The sequence below is a fragment of the Erwinia sp. E602 genome (genome assembly GCF_018141005.1).
Lineage (GTDB): Bacteria > Pseudomonadota > Gammaproteobacteria > Enterobacterales > Enterobacteriaceae > Erwinia.
In genome coordinates, this window is the sequence record NZ_CP046582.1 from 3710580 (window position 1) to 3733593 (window position 23014).

The window sequence follows — 23014 nt, forward strand, 5'->3', positions numbered from 1 at the left end:
ATGAAACGTGCAGTAGTGGTATTCAGCGGTGGGCAGGATTCAACAACCTGCCTGATTCAGGCGTTACAGCAGTATGACGAGGTGCACTGCGTCACCTTTGATTACGGCCAGCGCCATCGCGCAGAGATCGACGTGGCGCAGCAGCTGTCACTGCAGCTCGGCGCACGCGCGCACAAGGTGCTGGACGTCACCCTGCTCAACGAGCTGGCGGTCAGCAGCCTGACCCGCGACAACATCCCGGTACCGGCTTACGATCCCGACGCCAGCGGCCTGCCGAGCACCTTTGTGCCGGGGCGCAATATCCTGTTCCTGACCCTCGCCGCCGTTTACGCGTATCAGGTGGAAGCGGAAGCGGTGATTACCGGCGTCTGTGAAACCGATTTTTCCGGCTATCCCGACTGCCGCGACGAGTTTGTGAAGGCGCTGAACCACGCGGTCACGCTGGGCATGGCCCGCGAGGTGCGCTTTGAAACGCCGCTGATGTGGCTGAACAAGGCGGAGACCTGGGCGCTGGCCGACTACTGGCAGCAGCTGCCGCTGGTGCGTAATGAGACCCTGACCTGCTATAACGCGGTCAAAGGCGACGGTTGTGGCGAATGCGCCGCCTGCCACCTGCGCGCCAACGGTCTGCACGAGTATCAGCAGAACCCAACGGCGGTAATGCAGGCGATGAAGGCAAAAACCGGCCTCGTCTGATAAGACTGAGCCTGTGCCGCCAGCCTGCTTAAGCGTCTGGCGGCCATCCGCGCAGTGCTTTAATTAACCAGCATGACCTGACCTTGTGCAGAGCTGTACCAGGCTCAGGCTCAGGCTCAGGCTCAGGCTCAGGCTCAGGCTCAGGCTCAGGCTCAGGCTCAGGCTCAGGCTCAGGCTCAGGCAGGAGACCAGAACACCGTTATCCTGCCTGTCTACAGCATCATCTCCTGCAGCCGCAGCTTTAACTCCCCTTCCAGCGGCTGGGCCTTCTGGGTACGCAGATCGATACAGACAAACGTCAGCTGTGCATCCGCCACCACCAGGCCGGTCGGCTGCAGTGTAATAGTCTGACTGATTACGCCGCTCTTGCCCCCCAGCTCCAGCAGCTGGCTGTCGATACTGAGCACGTCGCCCAGCACCGCCGGACGGCGATAGTTAATATTGATATTGACCACGATAAAGGCCAGATGGTGGGTGGTCAGCCAGTGAAAAGAAGTCATCTGCTCCAGCCACGCCCAGCGTGCCTCTTCAAGAAACTCCAGATAACGTGCGTTGTTGACGTGCTGATAGACATCAAGATGGTAGCCTCGAACTTTAAGGGTGGTCTGCATGAACGGATCTCCGGGTGAAAAAAGGCCATACCAACTGGTATGACCTCTTCATGATAGCAGCGACGTGATACCACCGCCGCAGCAGCTTAGCGACTCTGGATATCGGTCACAGTTTGATGCGCGACAGATTGCGCTCGACCAAGGCGTTACCCATTCCCGGCACCTCTTTCAGCTGTTCAAGCTGGCTGAAAGGCCCGTACTTCTCGCGATAGCTGACGATCGATTCCGCCTTCTTCAACCCGACGCCATTCAGCGCGGACGCCAGCTCCTGAGCACTTGCGTTGTTGATGCTCACCTGTTCCCCTCTTTTTTCCCCCACGGGCGGGCTTTTCTCTCCGCCAGTGCTGGCCGGACCTTTTTCCATCTGCACTGCCGCTTTGCCCTCTTTCGCCACGGATGAGCTGGCGACGGCGGGCAGGCTCAGCCCGATGGCCAGAGCCAGTGACGCGGCCTGTATAACTGATTTAATCATCGCTGTTTTCTCCTTGTGTTTGACAGCAAGGCGAGGTTACGGCGGGAAAAAAAGGGCTGCAAACGACAGGTTTCAAAAATGGAAAAGGCCGCATAAGCGGCCTTTGTTGTTGCAGTCGGTTGCAGTTAAATTGCGAGGCTTACTGCGCCTGCGCCGCTGCGCCGTACTTGATTTTCGCCTCTTTACGCAGGTTGCTCATCAGCGCTTCAAAGGCGATCTGCGCGTTGTTCTGCGTCACGCCCTGAATCAGCGCGGTCTTCTGCGCCTCCTGCAGGTTGCCGCTCTGGACTTTATCCAGCGCCAGCAGCACCACATTGCCCTGCATATCTTCGCTCACGCCGTAGGAGACTTTCCCTTCCGCCGGCAGCGGCAGCGCAAAGGCCGCCTGCGTCAGCGGGCTCTGGTCGGTACGCGCCAGCGTTTTCTGCTCACCGAAGTTCAGACCCGCCGCCTTCAGCGCTGCATCACCCTTACCGGCTTTTAACTCGGCCAGCAGCTTATCGGCCTGCGCTTTCGCTTCTGCCTGGGCTTTCTGCAGCTTAAGCGTATCGGTAATCTGCGCGGTCACATCAGCCAGCGCTTTTGCCGCTTCAGGCTTGTGCGCGCTGATGCGCAGGACAAACGCACGGTCGCCATCAACGGTGATGACGTCGGAGTTACGGCCTGGGGCACCGTCATTGCCGCCAAGGTTACCGCTAAAGATTGCCTCCTGCACCGGCTTGAAGTTCAGCTCGTTGGGCAGATTGTCATGACTAAACCAGTCGGTTTCCACCGCTTTCACACCGCCAGCCTGCTCTGCGCTGGCAAGGGATTCGGTATCGTTACTGGCGGCATCGCTGACTTTCTGCTGCAGCTTGAAGTAAGCATCGATGGCGTTTTCCTGCTTCACCTTCGCCGCAATCGCATCATGCACCTCGGCCAGCGTTTTCACCTGCTGCGGCTTGATGTCATCCAGACGGGCAACGATGTAACCCACGGAAGATTTGATCGCACCGGACAGCTGGCCTTTCTCTTTCAGGTCGGCACCTTTCAGCTCATCCGGGGTGGTTTCTGGTTCCAGCCAGCCCATGTCGCCGCCGTTACGGGCAGAGATAGGGTCAACCGACTTCTCTTTGGCCAGCGCGGCAAAATCACCACCCTCTTTCAGCGCTTTCAGCACCGCTTCGGCGTCCGCTTCGGTTTTGGTCTGAATGATGCTGTAGCGATTACGCTGTGGCTGGGTGTAATCCTGCTGATGGCTGTCATACCAGCCCTGGATATCGCTCTCGGTCACCGGCTTCTGCAGGCTGGCGGCATCCAGTTTGATATAGCTGACGCGGAACTGCTCAGGCGTCATAAAGCTGTTTTTATTCTGCTGATAGTAGTTATTGATTTCGTCTGCGGTAACGCTCTGTTTCGCGGTCAGCGCATCGACGTTGATGGTCACCTCGCGCACCAGGCGCTGCTGAGAGACCAGCGCGGCCAGCGCATCGCCTTCGTTACCCAGCACGAAGTCCGTACCGGTTACCGATTTAATCAGCTGCTGAGTGGTCAACTGCTTGCGCAGCGCCTGAGCATAGCGATCGGCGGTAAAGCCCATGTTGCCGATCAGCGCCAGATATTTGGCATTATCAAACTTACCGTCGGTCTGGAACGCGGGCTGGCTGAAGATGGCCTGCTTAATCTGCTCGTCGCTAATCGCCAGATGCAGCGATTTGGCATACTGATCCAGCAACAGCTCATCAATCAGCTGGGACAGCGCCTGCTGACGCATCTGCTGCAGATAGCCTTCATTGCCGGCCAGCGCAGAGAACTGCTCGCCCAGCATCTGCTGCTGACGCGCACGTTCATTGCTGAACGCCTGCTCGAGCTGAACACGGCTGATTTCATCACCGTTCACTTTGGCAGCGTAATCACCGCCACCACCGGTCAGGTAACCGCCCACGCCGGTCAGGACGAAAGACAGGATAATCAGACCCAGTATAATTTTGAGCACGACATGGTTCGACGCCGCGCGTAAATTGTCCATCATGGTGTGACAACACTCCGCTGTAATATGAATGTAAACCTTGCGCGTTCATCCCGGGTTCCTGGGGACGTGCAACGCCGGTGCATTACTGCAACTCCGGTAAAGCCGGAAACCCAGCGGAGTTACATTCTTCAGACAACCGCCCGCGGCGTTTGTCCCTGAAAAATAAAAAAAGGCACATCCTTTTGCTGATGTGCCCGTATGTTACATGAGAACGGCTCGCCGATCCTCACTCCGCCAAAGAAAACTGCTTTCGTCATCATTCAGCGCGTTTACCCGGCCGGTTTCAGACTGCTGGGATCCAGCGAGCCCACGCAGTGTGAAACCGTTGGGAATTTAGTTCACGGCATCTTTCAGCGCTTTACCGGCGCGGAAGCCCGGGACTTTACCCGCAGCAATGGTGATCTCTTTACCCGTCTGTGGGTTACGACCGGTACGCTCGGCACGCTCACGCACGGAGAAGGTACCAAAACCAACCAGCGCCACTTCATCACCAGCCTGCAGAGATTCAGTTACTGAAGCGATAAAAGCGTCTAATACACGTCCGGCGGCCGCTTTAGAGATATCCGCGTTGGCAGCAATACTGTCGATCAACTGTGACTTATTCACTTAATCATCCCCACGTTTATTTTCACATTCTGAACCGGCGCAGTGCCTGGCATTCAGGTGCTCTCATTGATTATGGCTGTTAGCCCCAGATTATCGCACCGCGACGGCCCGCATCCTGCCGCCACTGGCTGAATCGGGATCTAAATTAGCGGCACAAAAAAAAGCTGGCAAGTACCAATTCACCTGCCAGCCTGGGTTTTTATCTGATTTCGCCTTAAATCACTATTTGGCGGTCACAACCTGGATGCCGGACGGTTCATTCTGCAGCGCCAGCGCCAGCACTTCCTCGATGCGCTTAACCGGATGAATCACCAGATCGGCAATCACGTTATCCGGGATCTCTTCCAGATCGCGCTTGTTTTCATCCGGGATCAGCACGGTTTTGATGCCGCCACGGTGCGCTGCCAGCAGTTTTTCCTTCAGGCCACCGATTGGCAGTACCTGGCCCCGCAGGGTGATCTCACCGGTCATCGCCACGTCGGAACGCACCGGGTTACCGGTCAGGCAGGAAACCAGCGCGGTGCACATCGCAATACCGGCGCTCGGACCATCTTTCGGCGTTGCCCCTTCAGGCACGTGCACGTGGATGTCGCGTTTCTCGTAGAAGTCGCCGTTAATGCCCAGCTTCTCCGCACGTGCGCGCACCACGGTCAGCGCAGCCTGAATTGACTCCTGCATTACTTCGCCCAGCGAGCCGGTATAGGTCAGCTTGCCCTTACCCGGTACGCAGGCGGTTTCGATGGTCAGCAGATCGCCGCCCACTTCGGTCCACGCCAGGCCGGTGACCTGACCGACGCGGTTTTCCGTGTCGGCACGGCCGTAGTCGAAACGCTGCACGCCAAGGAAATCTTTCAGGTTGTCGCCGTTGATCTCAATGTGCTTCAGCTTTTTGTCCATCAGCAGCGACTTCACCGCTTTACGGCACAGCTTGGAGAGTTCGCGCTCGAGGCTACGCACGCCCGCTTCCCGTGTGTAGTAACGGATGATGCCCACAATCGCGCTGTCATCGACCGTCAGTTCGCTCGGCTTGAGAGCATTACGCTCGATCTGCTTTGGTAACAGGTGCTGTTTAGCAATGTTCAGCTTTTCATCTTCGGTGTAACCAGAAAGACGGATCACTTCCATACGGTCCAGCAGCGGTGCCGGGATGTTCATCGAGTTAGAGGTCGCCACAAACATCACGTCGGAGAGATCGTAATCCACTTCCAGATAGTGATCGTTAAAAGCGATGTTCTGCTCAGGATCCAACACCTCCAGCAGCGCCGACGCCGGATCGCCCCGCATATCTGAGGACATTTTGTCGATCTCATCCAGCAGGAACAGCGGGTTTTTCACTCCCACTTTGGCCATTTTCTGGATCAGCTTGCCCGGCATCGAACCAATATAGGTACGACGGTGGCCGCGAATTTCGGCTTCATCACGCACGCCGCCCAGCGCCATACGTACGTACTTACGCCCGGTGGCTTTAGCAATCGACTGGCCGAGCGAGGTTTTACCGACGCCCGGAGGCCCGACCAGGCAGAGGATCGGTCCTTTAATTTTGCTGACGCGGCTTTGAACCGCCAAATACTCAAGGATGCGATCCTTGACGCGTTCCAGACCGAAATGGTCGGTATCCAGCGTTTCCTGCGCCTTAACCAGGTCCTTTTTGACCTTGCTGCGCGCGTTCCAGGGTACCTGCACCATCCACTCGATATAGCCGCGGACGACGGTCGCCTCGGCGGACATCGGCGACATCATCTTCAGTTTCTGCAGTTCGGCTTCGGCTTTCTCATGCGCTTCTTTCGGCATTTTAGCCGCGTCGATTTTACGCTTCAGCGCTTCATTTTCGTCCGGCGCATCGTCCATCTCGCCGAGCTCTTTCTGAATCGCCTTCATCTGCTCGTTGAGGTAGTACTCGCGCTGGCTTTTTTCCATCTGCTTTTTGACGCGGTTACGGATACGTTTCTCAACCTGCAGCAGGTCGATTTCCGATTCCATCATCGCCATCAGGTATTCCAGACGCTCGTTGACGTCATACATTTCCAGCACCGACTGCTTATCTGCCAGCTTCAGTGGCATATGCGCCGCCACGGTATCTGCCAGGCGCGCGGCATCGTCAATGCTGTTGAGCGAAGTCAGGACTTCCGGCGGGATCTTTTTATTCAGTTTGATATAGCCTTCAAACTGATTGATCGCCGTGCGTACCAGCACTTCCTGCTCACGTTCTTCAATCTCCGGCGACGCCAGGTATTCAGCCTGAGCGGTAAAGTGGTCGCCGTTGTCAGCTAAGGTGGTGATGTGCGCACGCTGTAAACCTTCCACCAGCACTTTTACCGTACCGTCCGGCAGCTTCAGCATCTGCAGAATGGAGGCGACGGTCCCGACTGAAAACAGATCGTTAATACCCGGTTCATCCGTTGAAGCTTCTTTCTGAGCGACCAGCATGATCTTTTTATCATGATCCATGGCGGCTTCAAGGCAGCGAATAGACTTTTCACGACCCACGAACAACGGAATGACCATGTGCGGATAAACCACTACGTCACGCAACGGCAACACAGGGATTTCAATGCGTTCAGAACGCTCAGGATTCATAGAGCTCTCTCTTAGTTTAATTTCCGCCAGGGTGTGGGGGAACCACATCAATGAGAAAAGGTGTAGTTTTACCCACAGGTATTTGAGTATATGGGGATGAGCGGAACAGATTCAACGTTGGGGTAACGAGAAAAGTAAAAGGGGGAACATTTTCCCCCTTTTAAGATAACTAACTGGAATGATTTGGTTATTTATTCACCAGAAGCCTGCTGCGCTTCCTGCTGACCATAAATCAGCTTCGGCGCGCCGTTGCCGTCAATAACCGACTCATCCACCACCACTTTCTCCACACCGTCCAGCGACGGCAGATCGTACATGGTGTCCAGCAGCGCGGCTTCGACAATCGAACGCAGGCCACGGGCGCCGGTCTTACGCGACATCGCCTTCTTCGCGATGGCGTTCAGCGCCTCGTCACGGAACTCGAGGTCCACGCCTTCCAGGTTAAACAGCGCCTGGTACTGCTTGGTCAGCGCGTTCTTCGGCTCGCGCAGGATCTGGATCAGCGCGTCTTCGCTCAGTTCGGTCAGCGTCGCCACCACCGGCAGACGGCCGATAAACTCAGGGATCAGGCCGAACTTGATCAGGTCCTCCGGCTCAACCTGCGCCAGCAGCTCCCCTTCCGTCGCCTTCTCCGCCTTGCCCTTCACCGTAGCGCCAAAGCCGATGCCGGAACCGGTGTCCACGCGCTGCGAGACCACCTTATCCAGGCCGGCAAACGCGCCGCCGCAGATAAACAGAATTTTCGAGGTGTCGACCTGCAGAAACTCCTGCTGCGGATGCTTGCGCCCGCCCTGCGGCGGCACCGCGGCCACCGTGCCTTCGATCAGCTTCAGCAGCGCCTGCTGCACGCCCTCACCGGAAACGTCGCGGGTGATCGACGGGTTGTCTGACTTGCGGGAGATCTTGTCGATCTCATCAATATAGACGATGCCGCGCTGGGCCTTCTGCACGTCGTAGTCACACTTCTGCAGCAGCTTCTGGATGATGTTTTCCACGTCTTCACCGACGTAACCGGCTTCGGTCAGCGTGGTGGCATCCGCCATGGTAAAGGGCACGTCAAGCAGCCGCGCCAGCGTTTCCGCCAGCAGCGTTTTACCGCTGCCGGTCGGCCCGATCAGCAGAATGTTACTTTTTCCCAGCTCGATGCCGTTGCTGGTATCGCCGTTGCGCAGGCGCTTGTAGTGGTTATACACCGCCACCGACAGCACCTTTTTCGCCCGCACCTGGCCGATGACGTAGTCATCCAGGTGGTGGCGGATTTCATGCGGCGTCGGCAGGGAATTACGCTCACGGTGCGGCGCCACTTCCTTAATCTCTTCGCGAATGATGTCGTTACATAAATCAACGCACTCATCGCAGATGTACACTGACGGGCCGGCAATCAGCTTGCGCACTTCATGCTGGCTTTTGCCGCAAAAAGAGCAGTACAGCAGCTTTCCTGAACCGTCTTTGCGTTTCTCTGTCATCAGTTAAACCTCATGCCTTCTTGAACAGACCTGAGTGGGCTGTCTTAATTTTCGCGTACCAGACCCTAATATAGCCCACTTTGCCGGATAAATGGGAGTAAAACCGGGTTTCAGGCCGGATTTCAGGCTTAAAACTGTGAACTCTGATGACACGCGCATCCCGCGCTGACAGCGCATTCCCCGGCGACTTTTGCACAATTAACCCGCTGTTTTGCATGATGAATAACGGGCGAAAAGCCGGTTGATTTAGCTGACCATTGGATTATGCTAAACTCTGGTCACTTACAGAATCCGATGGAGTTGTCAGGCATGCCTCAAGAGCCAAAGAAAGAAGAAAACGGCCAGGAAGAGAAGAACTCTGCGCTGGCGGTCAGCAAACTGCTGCAGTCGCGCTCGATCATTATCTCCGGTGAGATCAATCAGGAGCTGGCGGAGAAAGTCACCGCTCAGCTGCTGATCCTGCAGGAGATGGGCGATGAGCCAATCAAGCTGTTCATTAACAGCCAGGGCGGCCACGTCGAAGCAGGTGACACCATTCACGATATGATTAAGTTCGTGCGGCCGAAAGTGGTGGTGATCGGCACCGGCTGGGTGGCCAGCGCCGGCATTACTATCTTCCTCGCCGCCGAGAAAGAGAACCGCTACTCGCTGCCTAATACCCGCTTCATGATCCACCAGCCGCTGGGCGGCGTGCGTGGTAAAGTGTCAGATATTGAAATTGAAGCGAAAGAGCTGCTGCGCGCACGCGCGCGTATTAATCAGCTGATCAGTAAAGCGACCGGTCAGCCGCTGGAGAAAGTCGAGAAAGACACCGACAGCAACTACTGGATGAGTCCGGAGCAGGCGGTAGACTACGGTATTGCCACCCACGTCATCAGCCAGTGGACTGAGCTGAAAGTCTAAACGGCGCTAAGTATAAAAAAGAGCCCGCAGCAGTGCTGCGGGCTCTTTTTTTTGGCAACTCCCCGGCGGCACAAAGCCACCGGGCAGGATTAACGCCACTACTCGCCAGAAGCCTGCTGCGCTTCCGACTGGCCATAGATCAGCTTCGGCGCGCCGTTGCCGTCAATTACCGACTCATCCACCACCACTTTCTCCACATCGTCCAGCGACGGCAGGTCGTACATGGTGTCCAGCAGCGCGGCTTCGACAATCGAACGCAGGCCACGGGCGCCGGTCTTACGCGACATCGCCTTCTTCGCGATGGCGGTCAGCGCCTCGTCACGGAACTCGAGGTCCACGCCTTCCAGGTTAAACAGCGCCTGGTACTGCTTGGTCAGCGCGTTTTTCGGCTCGCGCAGGATCTGGATCAGCGCGTCTTCGCTCAGTTCGGTCAGCGTCGCCACCACCGGCAGACGGCCGATAAACTCAGGGATCAGGCCGAACTTGATCAGGTCCTCCGGCTCAACCTGCGCCAGCAGCTCCCCTTCCGTCGCCTTCTCCGCCTTGCCCTTCACCGTGGCGCCAAAGCCGATGCCGGAACCGGTGTCCACGCGCTGCGAGACCACCTTATCCAGGCCGGCAAACGCGCCGCCGCAGATAAACAGGATTTTCGAGGTGTCGACCTGCAGAAACTCCTGCTGCGGATGCTTGCGTCCGCCCTGCGGCGGCACCGCGGCCACCGTGCCTTCGATCAGCTTCAGCAGCGCCTGCTGCACGCCCTCACCGGAGACGTCGCGGGTGATCGACGGGTTGTCTGACTTGCGGGAGATCTTATCGATCTCATCAATGTAGACGATGCCGCGCTGGGCCTTCTGCACGTCGTAGTCACACTTCTGCAGCAGCTTCTGAATGATGTTTTCCACGTCTTCACCGACGTAACCGGCTTCGGTCAGCGTGGTGGCATCCGCCATGGTAAAGGGCACGTCAAGCAGCCGCGCCAGCGTTTCCGCCAGCAGCGTTTTACCGCTGCCGGTCGGCCCGATCAGCAGAATGTTACTTTTGCCCAGCTCGATGCCGTTGCTGGTATCGCCGTTGCGCAGGCGCTTGTAGTGGTTATATACCGCCACCGCCAGCACCTTTTTTGCCCGCTCCTGGCCGATGACGTAGTCATCCAGGTGGTGGCGGATTTCATGCGGCGTCGGCAGGGAGTTACGCTCGCGGTGCGGCGCCACTTCCTTAATCTCTTCGCGGATAATGTCGTTGCAGAGTTCAACGCACTCATCGCAAACGTACACTGACGGGCCGGCAATCAGCTTGCGCACTTCATGCTGGCTTTTGCCGCAAAAAGAGCAGTACAGCAGCTTCCCTGAACCGTCTTTGCGTTTTTCAGTCATTCACTCCCCCTAAAACCCCGATCGGACTCAATGAGACAGGCCGCCAGTCGCGGCGGCTCTGCTCTGCAACGTCGATCCGGCAAATAATCAGTTACGCTGTGCCAGCACAGAATCCACTAAGCCATACTCAACGGCTTCGCTGGCCGACAGGAAGCGATCGCGGTTGGTGTCACGCTCAATCGTTTCGATACTCTGACCCGTGTGCTTCGCCATCAACTCGTTCATCATCTGTTTGGTCTTGATGATTTCACGGGCATGGATATCAATGTCTGACGCCTGTCCCTGGAAACCACCCAGCGGCTGGTGGATCATCACACGTGAGTTTGGCAGGCAGTAGCGCTTACCTTTCGCGCCGGCGGTCAGCAGGAACGCGCCCATTGAGCAGGCCTGGCCCATACAGATGGTGCTGACGTCGGGTTTGATAAACTGCATGGTGTCATAAATAGACATCCCTGCGGTGATCACGCCACCCGGCGAGTTAATATAGAGATGGATATCCTTTTCCGGATTTTCCGCTTCCAGGAACAGCATCTGCGCCACGATCAGGTTGGCCATATGGTCTTCGACCTGACCGGTCAGGAAAATAATGCGCTCTTTGAGCAGGCGCGAGTAAATGTCGTAAGAACGCTCTCCACGAGAGGTTTGTTCGACTACCATCGGCACTAAAGCCATATGGGGTGCCATTTGTTCACGTTCGCCACTGTATGACATTACCGTCTCCTGGATAAATTTCATTTGGCAATACACTCTGTAGCGATTCTACGTAAGAGCGTTCGGGGACACGATGTGCCCAGGCCTTCCACCCGACGCGTCCACAGAGTCATCGGGCCTGATGACTTCGTTGTTACAATTTGGGGATTTGTATCGGCTATTTCAAGCATAACAACGTTTTTATTAACTGCTAACCAGGAAAAGTGGCTCAGACGATAATTTGCAGATTAAATGAGCAAATCGTCAAAAAAGCAGTGCGCTGTAACGCTCTGAAATGCAAAAGCCCGCGACCAAAGGACGCGGGCTTGGATCACACTACCGGTTCGGAGAATCAGGCCGTTTGGGTCTGGTTCATCAGTTCCTGGAAGTTGGTCTCTTTTTCGGTCACTTTGGCTTTTTCCAGCACGGCTTCAACAGCCTGCTCTTCCAGAGCAACGTTACGCATGTTGTTCATCAGCTCGGTATTTTTGCTGTAGAACTCGATCACTTCTGATGGATCTTCGTAAGCCGAAGCCATCTCTTCGATCAGCGCTTTAACACGATCTTCGTCAGCTTTCAGCTCGTGGGTACGAATCACTTCACCCAGCAGCAGGCCAACAACAACGCGGCGTTTAGCCTGCTCTTCGAACAGCTCGCGTGGAAGCTCCAGCGCCTGTTTCTCGTTGCCACCAAAACGCTGTGCAGCCTGACGCTTCAGCACGTCGATTTCACCATCGATCAGCGCAGCAGGAACGTCGATGTCGTTGGCTTTCACCAGACCGTCGATCGCCTGAGTCTTCACGCGGTTACGCACGGCGCCTTTCAGCTCACGTTGCATGTTCTTGCGTACTTCGGTACGCAGGCCAGCCACAGAACCATCTTCCACGCCGAAACGCTTGATGAACTCTTCGGTGAACTCTGGCAGCTCGCGCTCTTCAACTTTCTTCAGCACGATTTCGAACTTCGCCGCTTTCCCTTTCAGGTTTTCAGCGTGGTAATCGTCCGGGAAGTTGACGTCGATGGTGAAGGTTTCACCAGCTTTACGACCGGTAATGCCCTCTTCGAAGCCTGGGATCATACGACCCTGGCCCATTGCGAGCACGAAGTCAGAGGCTTTGCCGCCTTCAAACTCTTCGCCGTCAACAGAACCGGTGAAATCGATGGTCGCGCGATCTTCAGCGGTCGCAGCAGCATCGGTCTCTTTCCAGGTTGCCTGCTGCTTACGCAGCGTGTCCAGCATGGTGTCGACGTCGGCATCGGTCACTTCAACTACCGGTTTTTCAACTTCGATAGCGTCCAGACCCTGCAGCTCAACTTCCGGATACACTTCAAACTCGGCGGTGAAGGTGAAGTCTTCACCTTCGGTGTAGGCGCCTGGTACGTAGTTTGGCGCACCGGCCGGGTTAATTTTATCTTTGATGATCGCGTCAACAAAACCGCGCTGCATCAGATCGCCCAGCACGTCCTGGCGAACAGAGGCGCCGTAACGCTGTGCAACTACGGTCATCGGCACTTTTCCTTTACGGAAACCGTCGATGCGTACTTTCTTAGCAACGTTAACCAGCTCGTTTTTAACCGCAGTGGCGATCACATCTTTATCGATGGTAATCGTTACGCGACGGCCCAGGCCCTGAGTTGTTTCTACTGAAACTTGCATCTTATTACCTCAAAAAATCACGTGCTCGGTCGACTTCAGACTGGCCCTGTCCACGGGTGCAGGCACCCTGAACAGCGTCGGTCTAAGAACCGGGACGGCTTCTGATGTCAGAACCGCGTTCCCTGTTACGCAGAAGCGTCCCGAAGACATTCCGGAAAAAAATTAGACGCGCATTATAGCTGCAACGTCAAAGCGAGTCGAGGCGACACCTCCCCTCTAAACAGGCTACTTTTTACATTTTTAAGGTAAAACCGCAAGAAATTGCTGCAGCAGATGCCAACTGCGCCCAGAAACAAGAAAACGGCCCGCAGGCCGTTTGTTTAATTCGTATGCGAAATCAGGCCAGCGTGCCCGCGCCGCGACAGTTTGGAGAGGCAGGTACGGTATCCTGCAGACCTTGCCACTCTTTATCAGTGTAGCTGTGCAACGCCAGCGCATGGACGCTGCCGGCCAGCTCGTCCGCCAGCACGCCATAGATGGCACGGTGACGTGCCAGGAAGCGCTGTCCATTAAAGCTGTCGCTGACAATGATCACTTTAAAATGGCTCTCCGCCCCCGCAGGAACATTGTGCCGGTAGCTTTCGTCATGGACCTCAAGGTGCAGCGGTGAAAATGCCGTACGTAGCTTTTCTTCTATTTGTTCACGCATCATACCCGGACTCCTCAGATTCAGAGCGGTGCCCCATCTCATTCAATATTAGTTGGTTTTTCAGTATAACCGTCGCACTTTACCGAAATTTTCGCAGCAGCGGAAAATTTTCACAGCGGCGGGTGCAACGTAATCCCCGCCGCGCAGTCAAAAAACCCGGCGCAGACACGTCTGAAAAACGGCCAACGCGATGAATTTACGCGCGATCAGCTCTTCCCCTGCTGACAGGCAGTGTTATGATGGCCGCAGTTTTGTCAGCACTACACCTTATGAAACCGAGAAAATAAGCATGTTAAAAAAATTCATCTTCCCTCTGCTGGCCATGTTCGTTCTGGCTGGCTGTGCAACCAGCAGTAATACCCTTGAAGTTTCACCAAAAATTAAGCTGCCCCAGCAGGATCCGGGCCTGATGGGCGTCACAGTCAGCATCAACGGTGCCGATCAGCGCAGCGATCAGGCGCTGGCTAAAATCAACCGCGATGGCCAGCTGGTGACGCTGACGCCTTCACGCGATCTGCGCTTCCTGCTGCAGGAGACGCTGGAGAAGCAGATGACCGCCCGCGGTTATATGATTGGCCCGAACGGTGCTGTCGATCTGCAGATCGTTGTGAACAACCTGTACGCTGATGTGACCCAGGGTAACCTGCGCTACAGCATCACCACTAAAGCGGACATTTCGATCATTGCCACGGCGAAAAATGGCAACAAGCAGGTGAAAAACTACCGCCAGGTCTATAGCGTTGAAGGCGCGCTGAGCGCGAGCAACGAGAAAATCACCAATGCGGTTAACGCCACGCTCGGCGACGTGATCTCTGATATGGCACAGGACACCAGCGTCAGCGAGTTCATCAAGCAGAACACCCGTTAATCACTTTCAGCCCGGCAGGATGCCGGGCTGTCATAAGGCCCTTATGCCCAGCCATTATCTGCACATCTTTACCCGGCGTAACTCCGCCCTGCTTCTGTTACTGGGTTTTGCTTCCGGCCTGCCGCTGGCGCTCACCTCCGGCACCCTACAGGCATGGATGGCCGTCGAAAATATCGATATCAAAACCATCGGTTTCTTCTCTCTGGTAGGCCAGGCCTACGTCTTTAAGTTTCTCTGGTCACCGTTGATGGATCGCTATACGCCGCCGTTTCTTGGGCGTCGTCGTGGCTGGCTGCTGATCACCCAGCTGCTGTTAATCGTCGGTATTGCACTGATGGGCTTTATGCAGCCCTCTCGTGATTTAACGCTGCTGGCCGCGCTGGCGGTGCTGGTCGCGTTCTGCTCTGCCTCACAGGATATTGTTTTCGATGCCTGGAAAACCGACGTGTTGCCGGCGGAAGAACGCGGCAGCGGTGCGGCGATCAGCGTGCTGGGCTATCGCCTGGCGATGCTGGTCTCCGGTGGCCTGGCGCTGTGGCTGGCGGACCGCTTCCTCGGCTGGCAGGCAATCTGGTGGCTGATGGCCGCGATGATGGTGCCCGGCGTGATCGCCACCCTGCTGGCGAAAGAACCCGATGACAGGATTGAGCGTCCGCGCACGCTTGAGGCGGCAGTGGTCGCGCCGCTGCGCGATTTCTTTAACCGCAACAACGCCTGGCTGATCCTGTCGCTGATTGTGCTGTATAAACTCGGCGATGCCTTTGCCGCCAGCCTGACCACCATTTTCCTGATCCGGGGCGTGGGCTTCGATGCCGGCGACGTGGGCCTGGTTAATAAAACGCTGGGGCTGGTGGCGACCATTATCGGCGCGCTGGCCGGCGGCCTGTTGATGCAGCGGCTGAGCCTGTTCCGTGCGTTAATGCTGTTTGGCCTGTTGCAGGCCGTCTCTAACCTCGGTTACTGGATACTGGCCGTTACCGACAGGCATCTGTACAGCATGGCAGCAGCGGTGACGGTAGAAAACCTGTGCGGCGGCATGGGCACCGCGGCGTTTGTCGCCCTGCTGATGACCTTGTGCAACCGCTCTTTCTCTGCCACACAGTTTGCGCTGCTTTCGGCGCTGTCAGCGGTGGGCCGCGTCTACGTTGGCCCGGTGGCAGGCTGGTTTGTGGCCGGCTGGGGCTGGCCGACATTTTATGCTTTCTCGGTGATCGCCGCCCTGCCAGGGTTGCTGCTGCTCGCCGCCTGCCGCTCAACGCTGGAACAGGCGGCGAGCGGTAACGCCTTTCAGCCGCGGACGTCGTTTGCTGCCGGTTACCGTTGGGCCACCCGCGGGCTGGCGCTGGGCTGTCTGCTGCTGGCCATCTGGCTGGTGCTGTTGGCACTTGGGGCGTCTGGCGTACTGGCGGCTGATGCTCTCAGTTCGCTGCTGTTTGAAGCGGGTATCGTCCTGTTGCTGGCCGCCATTGTTGCGGGAACGGTAATGGATTACCGGGCGCAAAAAACGGTGCCACAGCAGCCTCAGTCCTGACGCCGGTGCCGCAATTGCTGCTGTTAACGCCTTGTTTTTACAACAAGGCATTAACAATTAAGGAGAAAAAAACGTGCGCCCCGCCCCGCAGCGAGGCTTGTGTTAACAAACATAAAAGGCTGCTGGAAATTTAATTTTCGGTCAGAAGGCGCCCTTAAGAAAATTTTTGGCGGGAATTAAGTGTGATAAATTAGTATTAAAAACCGGTGCGTAATCAGTTTTAGGTTAATAAATATCACACAAATGATAAGGACTTGTTAAACAATTGGGGCAATAACCGTCTGGTTATAGCGTATCTGATTTTAGCGGCTTTTTTTTCATCGTTTTTTGTTATATTAGCGCCAACCCCTTGCCAATATTCATATTTTGTCACTACCAGTAACATCTGTGATAGCCTTTGCAAAAGGTGTCAACACCCCGCTGACACAACCTGTTGCAGGTTTACAGTCCATAAACCTTCCCGTAAAATGCCGCACACACTTAAACGACAATAGAGCCCTTGTCATTGAGGTCGTTAAATGAGACTCAGTAAATACAATAAAAGTTTGGGGATTTTCTCGTTAATCGCAGGCACTATTTTACTTAGTGGCTGCGATAGCGCGTTGTTAAATCCCAAAGGACAGGTTGCACTGGAGCAGCGTTCATTGATTCTGACAGCCTTTGGCTTGATGATGATCGTCGTGATCCCCGCAGTCCTGATGGCCGTTGTGTTCGCCTGGAAATATCGGGCTTCTAACACTAACGCCAAATACAGCCCGAACTGGTCACACTCGAATAAAGTTGAAGCCGTGGTCTGGACTGTTCCAATCTTAATCATTGTTTTCCTTGGAATTTTGACGTGGAAATCAACCCACGCTCTGGAACCAAGCAAGCCGCTGGTGCACGATGCCAAGCCGATCGAGATTGAAGTAGTGTCGCTTGACTGGAAATGGCTGTTCATTTACCCGGAACAGGGTATTGCGACCGTCAACCAGATTGCTTTCCCGGCTAACCGCCCGGTGAGCTTCAAGATTACCTCGAACACCGTGATGAACTCCTTCTTCATTCCAACCCTCGGTAGCCAGATTTACGCTATGGCGGGTATGCAGACTAAACTGCATCTGATTGCGAATGAACCTGGCACCTTTGACGGTATCTCCTCAAACTTCAGTGGTCGTGGCTTCTCTGGTATGAAGTTCAAAGCGATTGCAACGCCTGACGAAGCAACCTTCGATCAGTGGGTAGCAAAAGTGAAGCAGTCACCAGATGCACTGGCCTCCATGGATGATTTCAAAAAGGTGGCAGCACCAAGCGAAAATAATCCAGTGGCGTACTACTCAAGCGTGAAGCCTGGCCTGTTCAGCGACGTTATTGGGCAGTTTATGACCAGCCACGGTGGAAGCATGGACATGTCTCACGGCGAAGGCCATGAAGGTATGGATATGAGCAACTCCGCTCACGCGGGAGCCGAGGAATAATACGATGTTAGGAAAATTAACACTGGAAGCAGTGCCGTATCACGAACCGATTATCATGGTTACCGTGGCTGGCATCATCCTGGGTGGCCTGGCACTGGTTGCCGCACTGACTTACTTCGGTAAGTGGAAATATCTGTGGACCGAATGGCTGACGTCAGTCGACCACAAAAAACTCGGTATCATGTACATCATTATGGCTTTCGTCATGCTGCTGCGCGGCTTTGCCGATGCCGTAATGATGCGTACCCAGCAGGTGCTAGCCTCTGCGGGTGAAGCGGGCATTCTACCACCGCACCACTACGACCAGATCTTCACCGCCCATGGCGTGATCATGATCTTCTTCGTAGCGATGCCGTTCGTGGTTGGTCTGATGAACATTGCTGTTCCTCTGCAGATCGGCGCGCGCGACGTGGCCTACCCGTTCCTGAACAACCTGAGCTTCTGGTTCACCGCGGTCGGTGTGGTTCTGGTTAACCTGTCACTGGGTGTGGGCGAGTTCGCACAGACCGGCTGGCTGGCTTATCCGCCACTCTCGGGAGCGGAATACAGTCCGGGGGTCGGTGTTGACTACTGGATATGGAGTCTACAGCTCTCCGGTATTGGTACGACCCTGACCGGTATCAACTTCTTCGTGACCATCATGAAGATGCGTGCGCCGGGCATGACCATGTTCAAAATGCCGGTGTTTACCTGGGCTTCCCTGTGTACCAACGTGCTGATCATCGCCGCGTTCCCGGTTCTCACCGTGACCCTGGCTCTGCTGACCCTTGACCGTTATCTTGGTTTCCATTTCTTTACCAATGATATGGGCGGCAACATGATGATGTACGTGAACCTGATTTGGGTTTGGGGACATCCGGAAGTGTACATCCTGGTTCTGCCGGTCTTCGGTGTGTTCTCAGAGATTGTTGCAACCTTCTCGAAAAAACGTCTGTTTGGTTACACCTCTCTGGTGTGGGCAACGGTGGTAATTACCATCCTGTCCTTCATCGTATGGCTGCACCACTTCTTCACCATGGGTGCTGGCGCCAACGTTAACGCCTTCTTCGGTATTATGACGATGATTATCGCCATTCCTACCGGGGTGAAAATCTTTAACTGGCTGTTCACCATGTATCAGGGCCGCATTCAGATGCACTCTGCGATGCTGTGGACCGTTGGCTTCCTGGTCACCTTCTCTGTAGGTGGTATGACCGGGGTGCTGCTGGCCGTACCAGGTGCGGACTTCGTTCTGCATAACAGTCTTTTCCTGATTGCCCACTTCCATAACGTGATTATCGGTGGTGTGGTGTTCGGTTGCTTCGCTGGTGTGACCTACTGGTTCCCGAAAGCGTTCGGCTTCACGCTGAATGAAACCTGGGGTATCCGTGCGTTCTGGTTCTGGATTATCGGCTTCTTCACTGCCTTTATGCCGCTGTACGTGCTGGGCTTCATGGGTATGACCCGTCGTATCAGCCAGGATATCGATCCGCAGTTCCACCCGATGCTGGTTGTCGCAGCCTGTGGTGCTGGTCTGATCGCCTGTGGCGTTATCTGCCAGGCCATTCAGTTCTACGTCTCCGTACGTGACCGTGAACTGAACCGTGACCTGACCGGTGACCCGTGGGGCGGCCGTACGCTGGAGTGGGCAACCTCTTCACCACCGCCGTTCTATAACTTTGCTATTGTCCCTGAAATCCAGGAACGTGATGCGTTCTGGGAAATGAAAGAGAAAGGCGAAGCGTACAAGAAACCTGCGCATTATGACGAAATTCATATGCCTAAGAACAGCGGTGCCGGTGTGGTTATTGGCTTCTTCTCGCTGGTATTTGGTTTCGCTGCGATCTGGCATATCTGGTGGCTGCTCGGTCTGTCCTTCGTGGCCATGATCGTATCCTGGATCGTTAAGAGCTTTGACGAAGACGTGGATTACTACGTTCCTGTTGCCGAGATCGAAAAAATCGAGAATCAGCACTTTGACGAAATTAGCAAAGCAGGCCTGAAAAATGTCAACTGAAACTCTGACTAAACACCACGACGCCCATGGGGACCATGGGCATCACGATGCAGGAGCCAACAAAGTCTTTGGCTTCTGGATCTACCTGATGAGCGACTGCATCATCTTCGCCACGCTGTTTGCTACCTATGGTGTAATGGTAAACAACGTCGCTGGCGGCCCGGCAGGGAAAGATATCTTTGAACTGCCGTTTGTACTGGTTGAAACCGCCCTGCTTCTGTTGAGCTCCATTACCTATGGTTTTGCAGTCATCAACATGAACAACGAGAAGAAAGGCGCGGTGCTGGGCTGGCTGGCGCTGACCTTCCTGTTTGGTCTGGGCTTTATCGGCATGGAAATCTATGAGTTCCATAAGCTGATTGAAGAGGGCTTCGGTCCTGACCGCAGTGGCTTCCTGTCAGCATTCTTCACGCTGGTTGGTACTCACGGTCTGCACGTAACCTCGGGTCTGATCTGGATGATGGTACTGATGTATCAGGTGTCTAAGCGTGGCCTGACCTCAACCAACCGTACCCGTATCATGTGCCTGAGCCTGTTCTGGCACTTCCTGGATGTGGTGTGGATCTGCGTATTCACCATTGTTTACCTGATGGGGGTGATGTAATGAGCCATTCTGCAACCGAGCATGGTGCATCTCACGGCAGCGTGAAGTCATACATGATCGGCTTTGTGCTGTCGATCATTCTGACCGGTATCCCCTTCTGGATGGTGATGGACGGTGGCGCTTCTAAAGCCACTATCCTGGCAGTGGTGCTGATCTGTGCAGTGGTTCAGGTGTTTGTTCACCTGAAGTACTTCCTGCACCTGGACAGCAAGTCAGAAGGTGGCTGGAACATGGTCGCTATCGTCTTTGCTGCAATTATCATCCTGATTGTTGTTGTTGGCTCGCTATGGATCATGTGGAACCTCAACTACAATATGATGGCCCACTAACAGAGCTACTGTGATGATTAAGCAATACCTGCAAGTAACAAAACCAGGAATTATTTTCGGAAATTTAATTTCTGTTATCGGGGGATTCCTGCTGGCTTCGAAAGGCAGCATTGATTACTCCCTGTTTCTCTTCACCTTAGTCGGCGTCTCGCTGGTGGTCGCGTCAGGTTGTGTTTACAACAACTTTATCGACCGTGACATCGACAAAAAGATGGAGAGAACCAAGAATCGGGTGCTGGTTAAAGGCCTCATCTCTCCGAAATTAAGCCTGGTTTATGCAACCGTACTGGGTATTGCTGGCTTCGCGATGCTGTATTTCGGAGCAAACCCGCTGGCTATGTGGCTGGCGGTGATGGGCTTCGTGGTTTATGTCGGCGTTTACAGCCTGTACATGAAGCGCAACTCCGTCTACGGCACCCTGATCGGCAGCCTGTCTGGCGCTGCACCGCCGGTGATCGGTTACTGTGCGGTGACCAACCAGTTCGATGCCGGCGCGCTGATCCTGCTGGCGATCTTTAGCCTGTGGCAGATGCCGCACTCGTACGCGATTGCTATCTTCCGCTTTAAGGATTACCAGGCTGCCAACATTCCGGTTCTGCCGGTAGTGAAAGGTATCTCTGTCGCCAAAAATCATATTACGCTCTATATCCTGGCGTTTATGATCGCCACCCTGATGCTGACCCTTGGCGGCTACGCCGGGTACAAGTATCTGGTGGTTGCGGCAGCGGTAAGTGTCTGGTGGCTGGGCATGGCACTGTCAGGTTACAAGACCTCAAACGATCGCGTTTGGGCACGTAAGCTGTTTGTGTTCTCAATCGTGGCAATCACCGCGCTCAGCGTGATGATGTCGGTCGACTTTATGACCCCGGCCTCGAAAGACCTGCTGACTTACGTCTGGTAAGCGTAAGCTACATCACTGCTAAGGGCGCGATTTCGCGCCCTTTCTTTTTGTTACGACTAACTGGAAACTATTGTTTTACCCGCCCTCCCCCGCCACATAAAATAGACAAATCTGACCATTTGCTTACACAGGCAAGCCGCTTCAGGCAAGCCTTTATCCTGGTGCCTGCAGAGTAAGGCCTGGAAGAATTGAGGGTGTAATGAACGACAATAAAATGACGCCGGGCGAGCTGCGTGCCACCTGGGGTCTGGGGAGCGTTTTTTCCCTGAGAATGCTGGGCATGTTTATGGTCCTGCCGGTGCTGACCACCTACGGTATGGCATTGCAAGGTGCCAGCGAGGCGCTGATTGGCCTCGCCATTGGTATTTACGGCCTTGCACAGGCCGTTTTCCAGATCCCCTTCGGCCTGCTTTCCGACCGGATTGGCCGTAAGCCGCTGATCGTGTTTGGCCTGTTAGTCTTCGTGCTGGGCAGCATTATCGCCGCCACCACCACCTCAATCTGGGGGGTGATTCTCGGCCGTGCGCTGCAGGGTTCCGGCGCGATTGCCGCCGCCGTGATGGCGCTGCTTTCCGATCTGACCCGCGAACAGAACCGCACCAAGGCGATGGCGTTTATCGGCATCAGCTTTGGCATCACTTTTGCCATTGCCATGGTGTTGGGCCCGATTATCACCAACGCCCTCGGCCTGCACGCCCTGTTCTGGCTGATTGCGGCGCTGGCAACCGTGGGTATCGTAATCACGCTACTGGTGGTGCCTTCAGCCGCCAGCCACCAGCTGAACCGGGAATCCGGCATGGTGAAAGGCAGCATTCGTGACGTGCTGACCAACGGACGGCTGATCAGGCTGAATTTCGGTATTCTCTGCCTGCACGTGCTGCTGATGTCGAGCTTTGTCGCTATGCCCGGCCAGTTTGAACAGGCTGGCTTCCCGCCGGCCGAGCACTGGAAGGTATATCTGTTCACCATGCTGATCGCCTTCGTCACCGTGCTGCCCTTTATCATCTACGCCGAAGTGAAGCGTAAGATGAAGCGGGTCTTTGTCGGCTGCGTGGCGCTGATGCTGGTGGCGGAAATCGTGCTGTGGGGTGCTGGCAACAACTTCTGGACGCTGGTTATCGGCGTCCAGCTGTTCTTTATCGGCTTTAACCTGATGGAAGCGATCCTGCCGTCACTGGTCAGCAAGGAGTCTCCGCCGGGTTATAAAGGCACGGCGATGGGCCTCTACTCCACCAGCCAGTTTATCGGTGTGGCGATCGGCGGCAGCATGGGCGGCTGGGTGTTTGGTCATATTGATGCGCAGAGCGTGTTCCTGGTCGGTGCCCTGCTGGCCGTTGTCTGGCTGAGTGTCAGCATGACCATGAAAGAGCCACCTTATGTCAGCAGCCTGCGCATTACGCTGGAGCACTGCGCCGCTGATAAAGCAGAACTTGAGCAGAAGCTGAAGGCCCATCCAGGCGTTGCCGCCGTATTTATTGTGCCGGAAGAGCAGAGTGCCTATGTCAAAATCGACAGTAAGGTCACCAGCCGCGCTGAACTTGAGATGCTAATTGCCGGACACCCGGCAGGTCAGATGGCCTGAGCATCCGGGCTTCCGGGCCGTCTGTCGCCCGGGAG

At 55.3% G+C, this 23014-nt stretch carries 20 protein-coding genes; 10 read left to right on the forward strand and 10 right to left on the reverse strand.

What is annotated here, in order from left to right:
- On the forward strand, positions 1-696 hold the full coding sequence (gene queC / locus GKQ23_RS18595) for a 7-cyano-7-deazaguanine synthase QueC (protein WP_101506097.1): 696 nt from the start codon (positions 1-3) through the stop codon (positions 694-696).
- Positions 697-908: 212 nt separating this feature from the next.
- Here queC and GKQ23_RS18600 read toward each other — a convergent pair whose 3' ends face one another.
- The 6 genes from GKQ23_RS18600 to clpX (GKQ23_RS18625) all read right to left on the reverse strand — a co-directional run bounded on the left by GKQ23_RS18600 (position 909) and on the right by clpX (GKQ23_RS18625) (position 8439).
- A complete protein-coding gene (locus GKQ23_RS18600) occupies positions 909-1307 on the reverse strand; it encodes a thioesterase family protein (RefSeq protein WP_101506098.1) in 399 nt (132 codons plus the stop codon).
- A gap of 106 nt (positions 1308-1413) precedes the next feature.
- Complete coding sequence (locus GKQ23_RS18605) at positions 1414-1779, reverse strand: helix-hairpin-helix domain-containing protein (protein ID WP_056240520.1); 366 nt, start codon at positions 1777-1779, stop codon at positions 1414-1416.
- Positions 1780-1918: 139 nt separating this feature from the next.
- Entirely contained in the window at positions 1919-3790 is a 1872-nt protein-coding gene (gene ppiD, locus GKQ23_RS18610) for a peptidylprolyl isomerase (RefSeq protein ID WP_056240523.1), read from the reverse strand.
- Positions 3791-4123: 333 nt separating this feature from the next.
- Positions 4124-4396 (reverse strand): nucleoid-associated protein HU-beta, encoded by a 273-nt coding sequence (gene hupB / locus GKQ23_RS18615; protein ID WP_056240526.1) that lies wholly within the window; start codon positions 4394-4396, stop codon positions 4124-4126.
- 222 nt (positions 4397-4618) lie between these two features.
- A complete protein-coding gene (gene lon / locus GKQ23_RS18620; RefSeq protein ID WP_056240528.1) occupies positions 4619-6973 on the reverse strand; it encodes an endopeptidase La in 2355 nt (784 codons plus the stop codon).
- Positions 6974-7164: 191 nt separating this feature from the next.
- Positions 7165-8439 (reverse strand): ATP-dependent protease ATP-binding subunit ClpX, encoded by a 1275-nt coding sequence (gene clpX / locus GKQ23_RS18625; RefSeq protein WP_212409131.1) that lies wholly within the window; start codon positions 8437-8439, stop codon positions 7165-7167.
- Between the two features lie 309 nt (positions 8440-8748).
- Here clpX (GKQ23_RS18625) and GKQ23_RS18630 point away from each other — a divergent pair, with 309 nt between their 5' ends.
- A complete protein-coding gene (locus tag GKQ23_RS18630; protein ID WP_056236417.1) occupies positions 8749-9342 on the forward strand; it encodes an ATP-dependent Clp protease proteolytic subunit in 594 nt (197 codons plus the stop codon).
- A gap of 98 nt (positions 9343-9440) precedes the next feature.
- Here the strand turns inward: GKQ23_RS18630 and clpX (GKQ23_RS18635) are convergent, their stop codons facing one another.
- The 4 genes from clpX (GKQ23_RS18635) to bolA form a co-directional block, all read right to left on the reverse strand.
- Positions 9441-10715, reverse strand: coding sequence for an ATP-dependent protease ATP-binding subunit ClpX (clpX, locus tag GKQ23_RS18635; protein WP_212409132.1), 1275 nt, complete (start codon positions 10713-10715; stop codon positions 9441-9443).
- Positions 10716-10802: 87 nt separating this feature from the next.
- On the reverse strand, positions 10803-11426 hold the full coding sequence (gene clpP, locus GKQ23_RS18640) for an ATP-dependent Clp endopeptidase proteolytic subunit ClpP (RefSeq protein WP_056234005.1): 624 nt from the start codon (positions 11424-11426) through the stop codon (positions 10803-10805).
- A 331-nt stretch (positions 11427-11757) separates the two neighbouring features.
- Positions 11758-13062, reverse strand: a complete 1305-nt coding sequence (gene tig / locus GKQ23_RS18645; RefSeq protein ID WP_056234002.1) for a trigger factor — start codon at positions 13060-13062, stop codon at positions 11758-11760.
- 337 nt (positions 13063-13399) lie between these two features.
- The gene (bolA, locus tag GKQ23_RS18650; protein ID WP_056234000.1) at positions 13400-13714 is read right to left on the reverse strand and encodes a transcriptional regulator BolA; all 315 of its coding nucleotides are present in this window, start codon (positions 13712-13714) and stop codon (positions 13400-13402) included.
- 286 nt (positions 13715-14000) lie between these two features.
- Here bolA and GKQ23_RS18655 point away from each other — a divergent pair, with 286 nt between their 5' ends.
- The 8 genes from GKQ23_RS18655 (at position 14001) to GKQ23_RS18690 (ending at position 22979) form a co-directional block, all read left to right on the forward strand.
- Positions 14001-14579: a lipoprotein gene (locus GKQ23_RS18655; protein WP_056233997.1), complete on the forward strand. Its 579-nt coding sequence runs from the start codon at positions 14001-14003 to the stop codon at positions 14577-14579.
- Positions 14580-14622: 43 nt separating this feature from the next.
- The gene (ampG, locus tag GKQ23_RS18660; protein ID WP_056233994.1) at positions 14623-16110 is read left to right on the forward strand and encodes a muropeptide MFS transporter AmpG; all 1488 of its coding nucleotides are present in this window, start codon (positions 14623-14625) and stop codon (positions 16108-16110) included.
- Between the two features lie 518 nt (positions 16111-16628).
- A complete protein-coding gene (gene cyoA, locus GKQ23_RS18665; RefSeq protein WP_056233991.1) occupies positions 16629-17567 on the forward strand; it encodes a cytochrome o ubiquinol oxidase subunit II in 939 nt (312 codons plus the stop codon).
- Between the two features lie 4 nt (positions 17568-17571).
- Complete coding sequence (gene cyoB / locus GKQ23_RS18670; protein ID WP_056233988.1) at positions 17572-19563, forward strand: cytochrome o ubiquinol oxidase subunit I; 1992 nt, start codon at positions 17572-17574, stop codon at positions 19561-19563.
- A complete protein-coding gene (locus GKQ23_RS18675) occupies positions 19553-20167 on the forward strand; it encodes a cytochrome o ubiquinol oxidase subunit III (RefSeq protein ID WP_212409133.1) in 615 nt (204 codons plus the stop codon). Before cyoB ends, GKQ23_RS18675 begins: the two co-directional genes overlap by 11 nt.
- A complete protein-coding gene (locus tag GKQ23_RS18680; RefSeq protein ID WP_056233984.1) occupies positions 20167-20496 on the forward strand; it encodes a cytochrome o ubiquinol oxidase subunit IV in 330 nt (109 codons plus the stop codon). Before GKQ23_RS18675 ends, GKQ23_RS18680 begins: the two co-directional genes overlap by 1 nt.
- Positions 20497-20509: 13 nt before the next feature.
- A complete protein-coding gene (gene cyoE, locus GKQ23_RS18685; protein ID WP_101505850.1) occupies positions 20510-21397 on the forward strand; it encodes a heme o synthase in 888 nt (295 codons plus the stop codon).
- 199 nt (positions 21398-21596) lie between these two features.
- Positions 21597-22979: an MFS transporter gene (locus GKQ23_RS18690; protein WP_212409134.1), complete on the forward strand. Its 1383-nt coding sequence runs from the start codon at positions 21597-21599 to the stop codon at positions 22977-22979.
- The last annotated feature ends 35 nt before the right edge of the window (positions 22980-23014 follow it).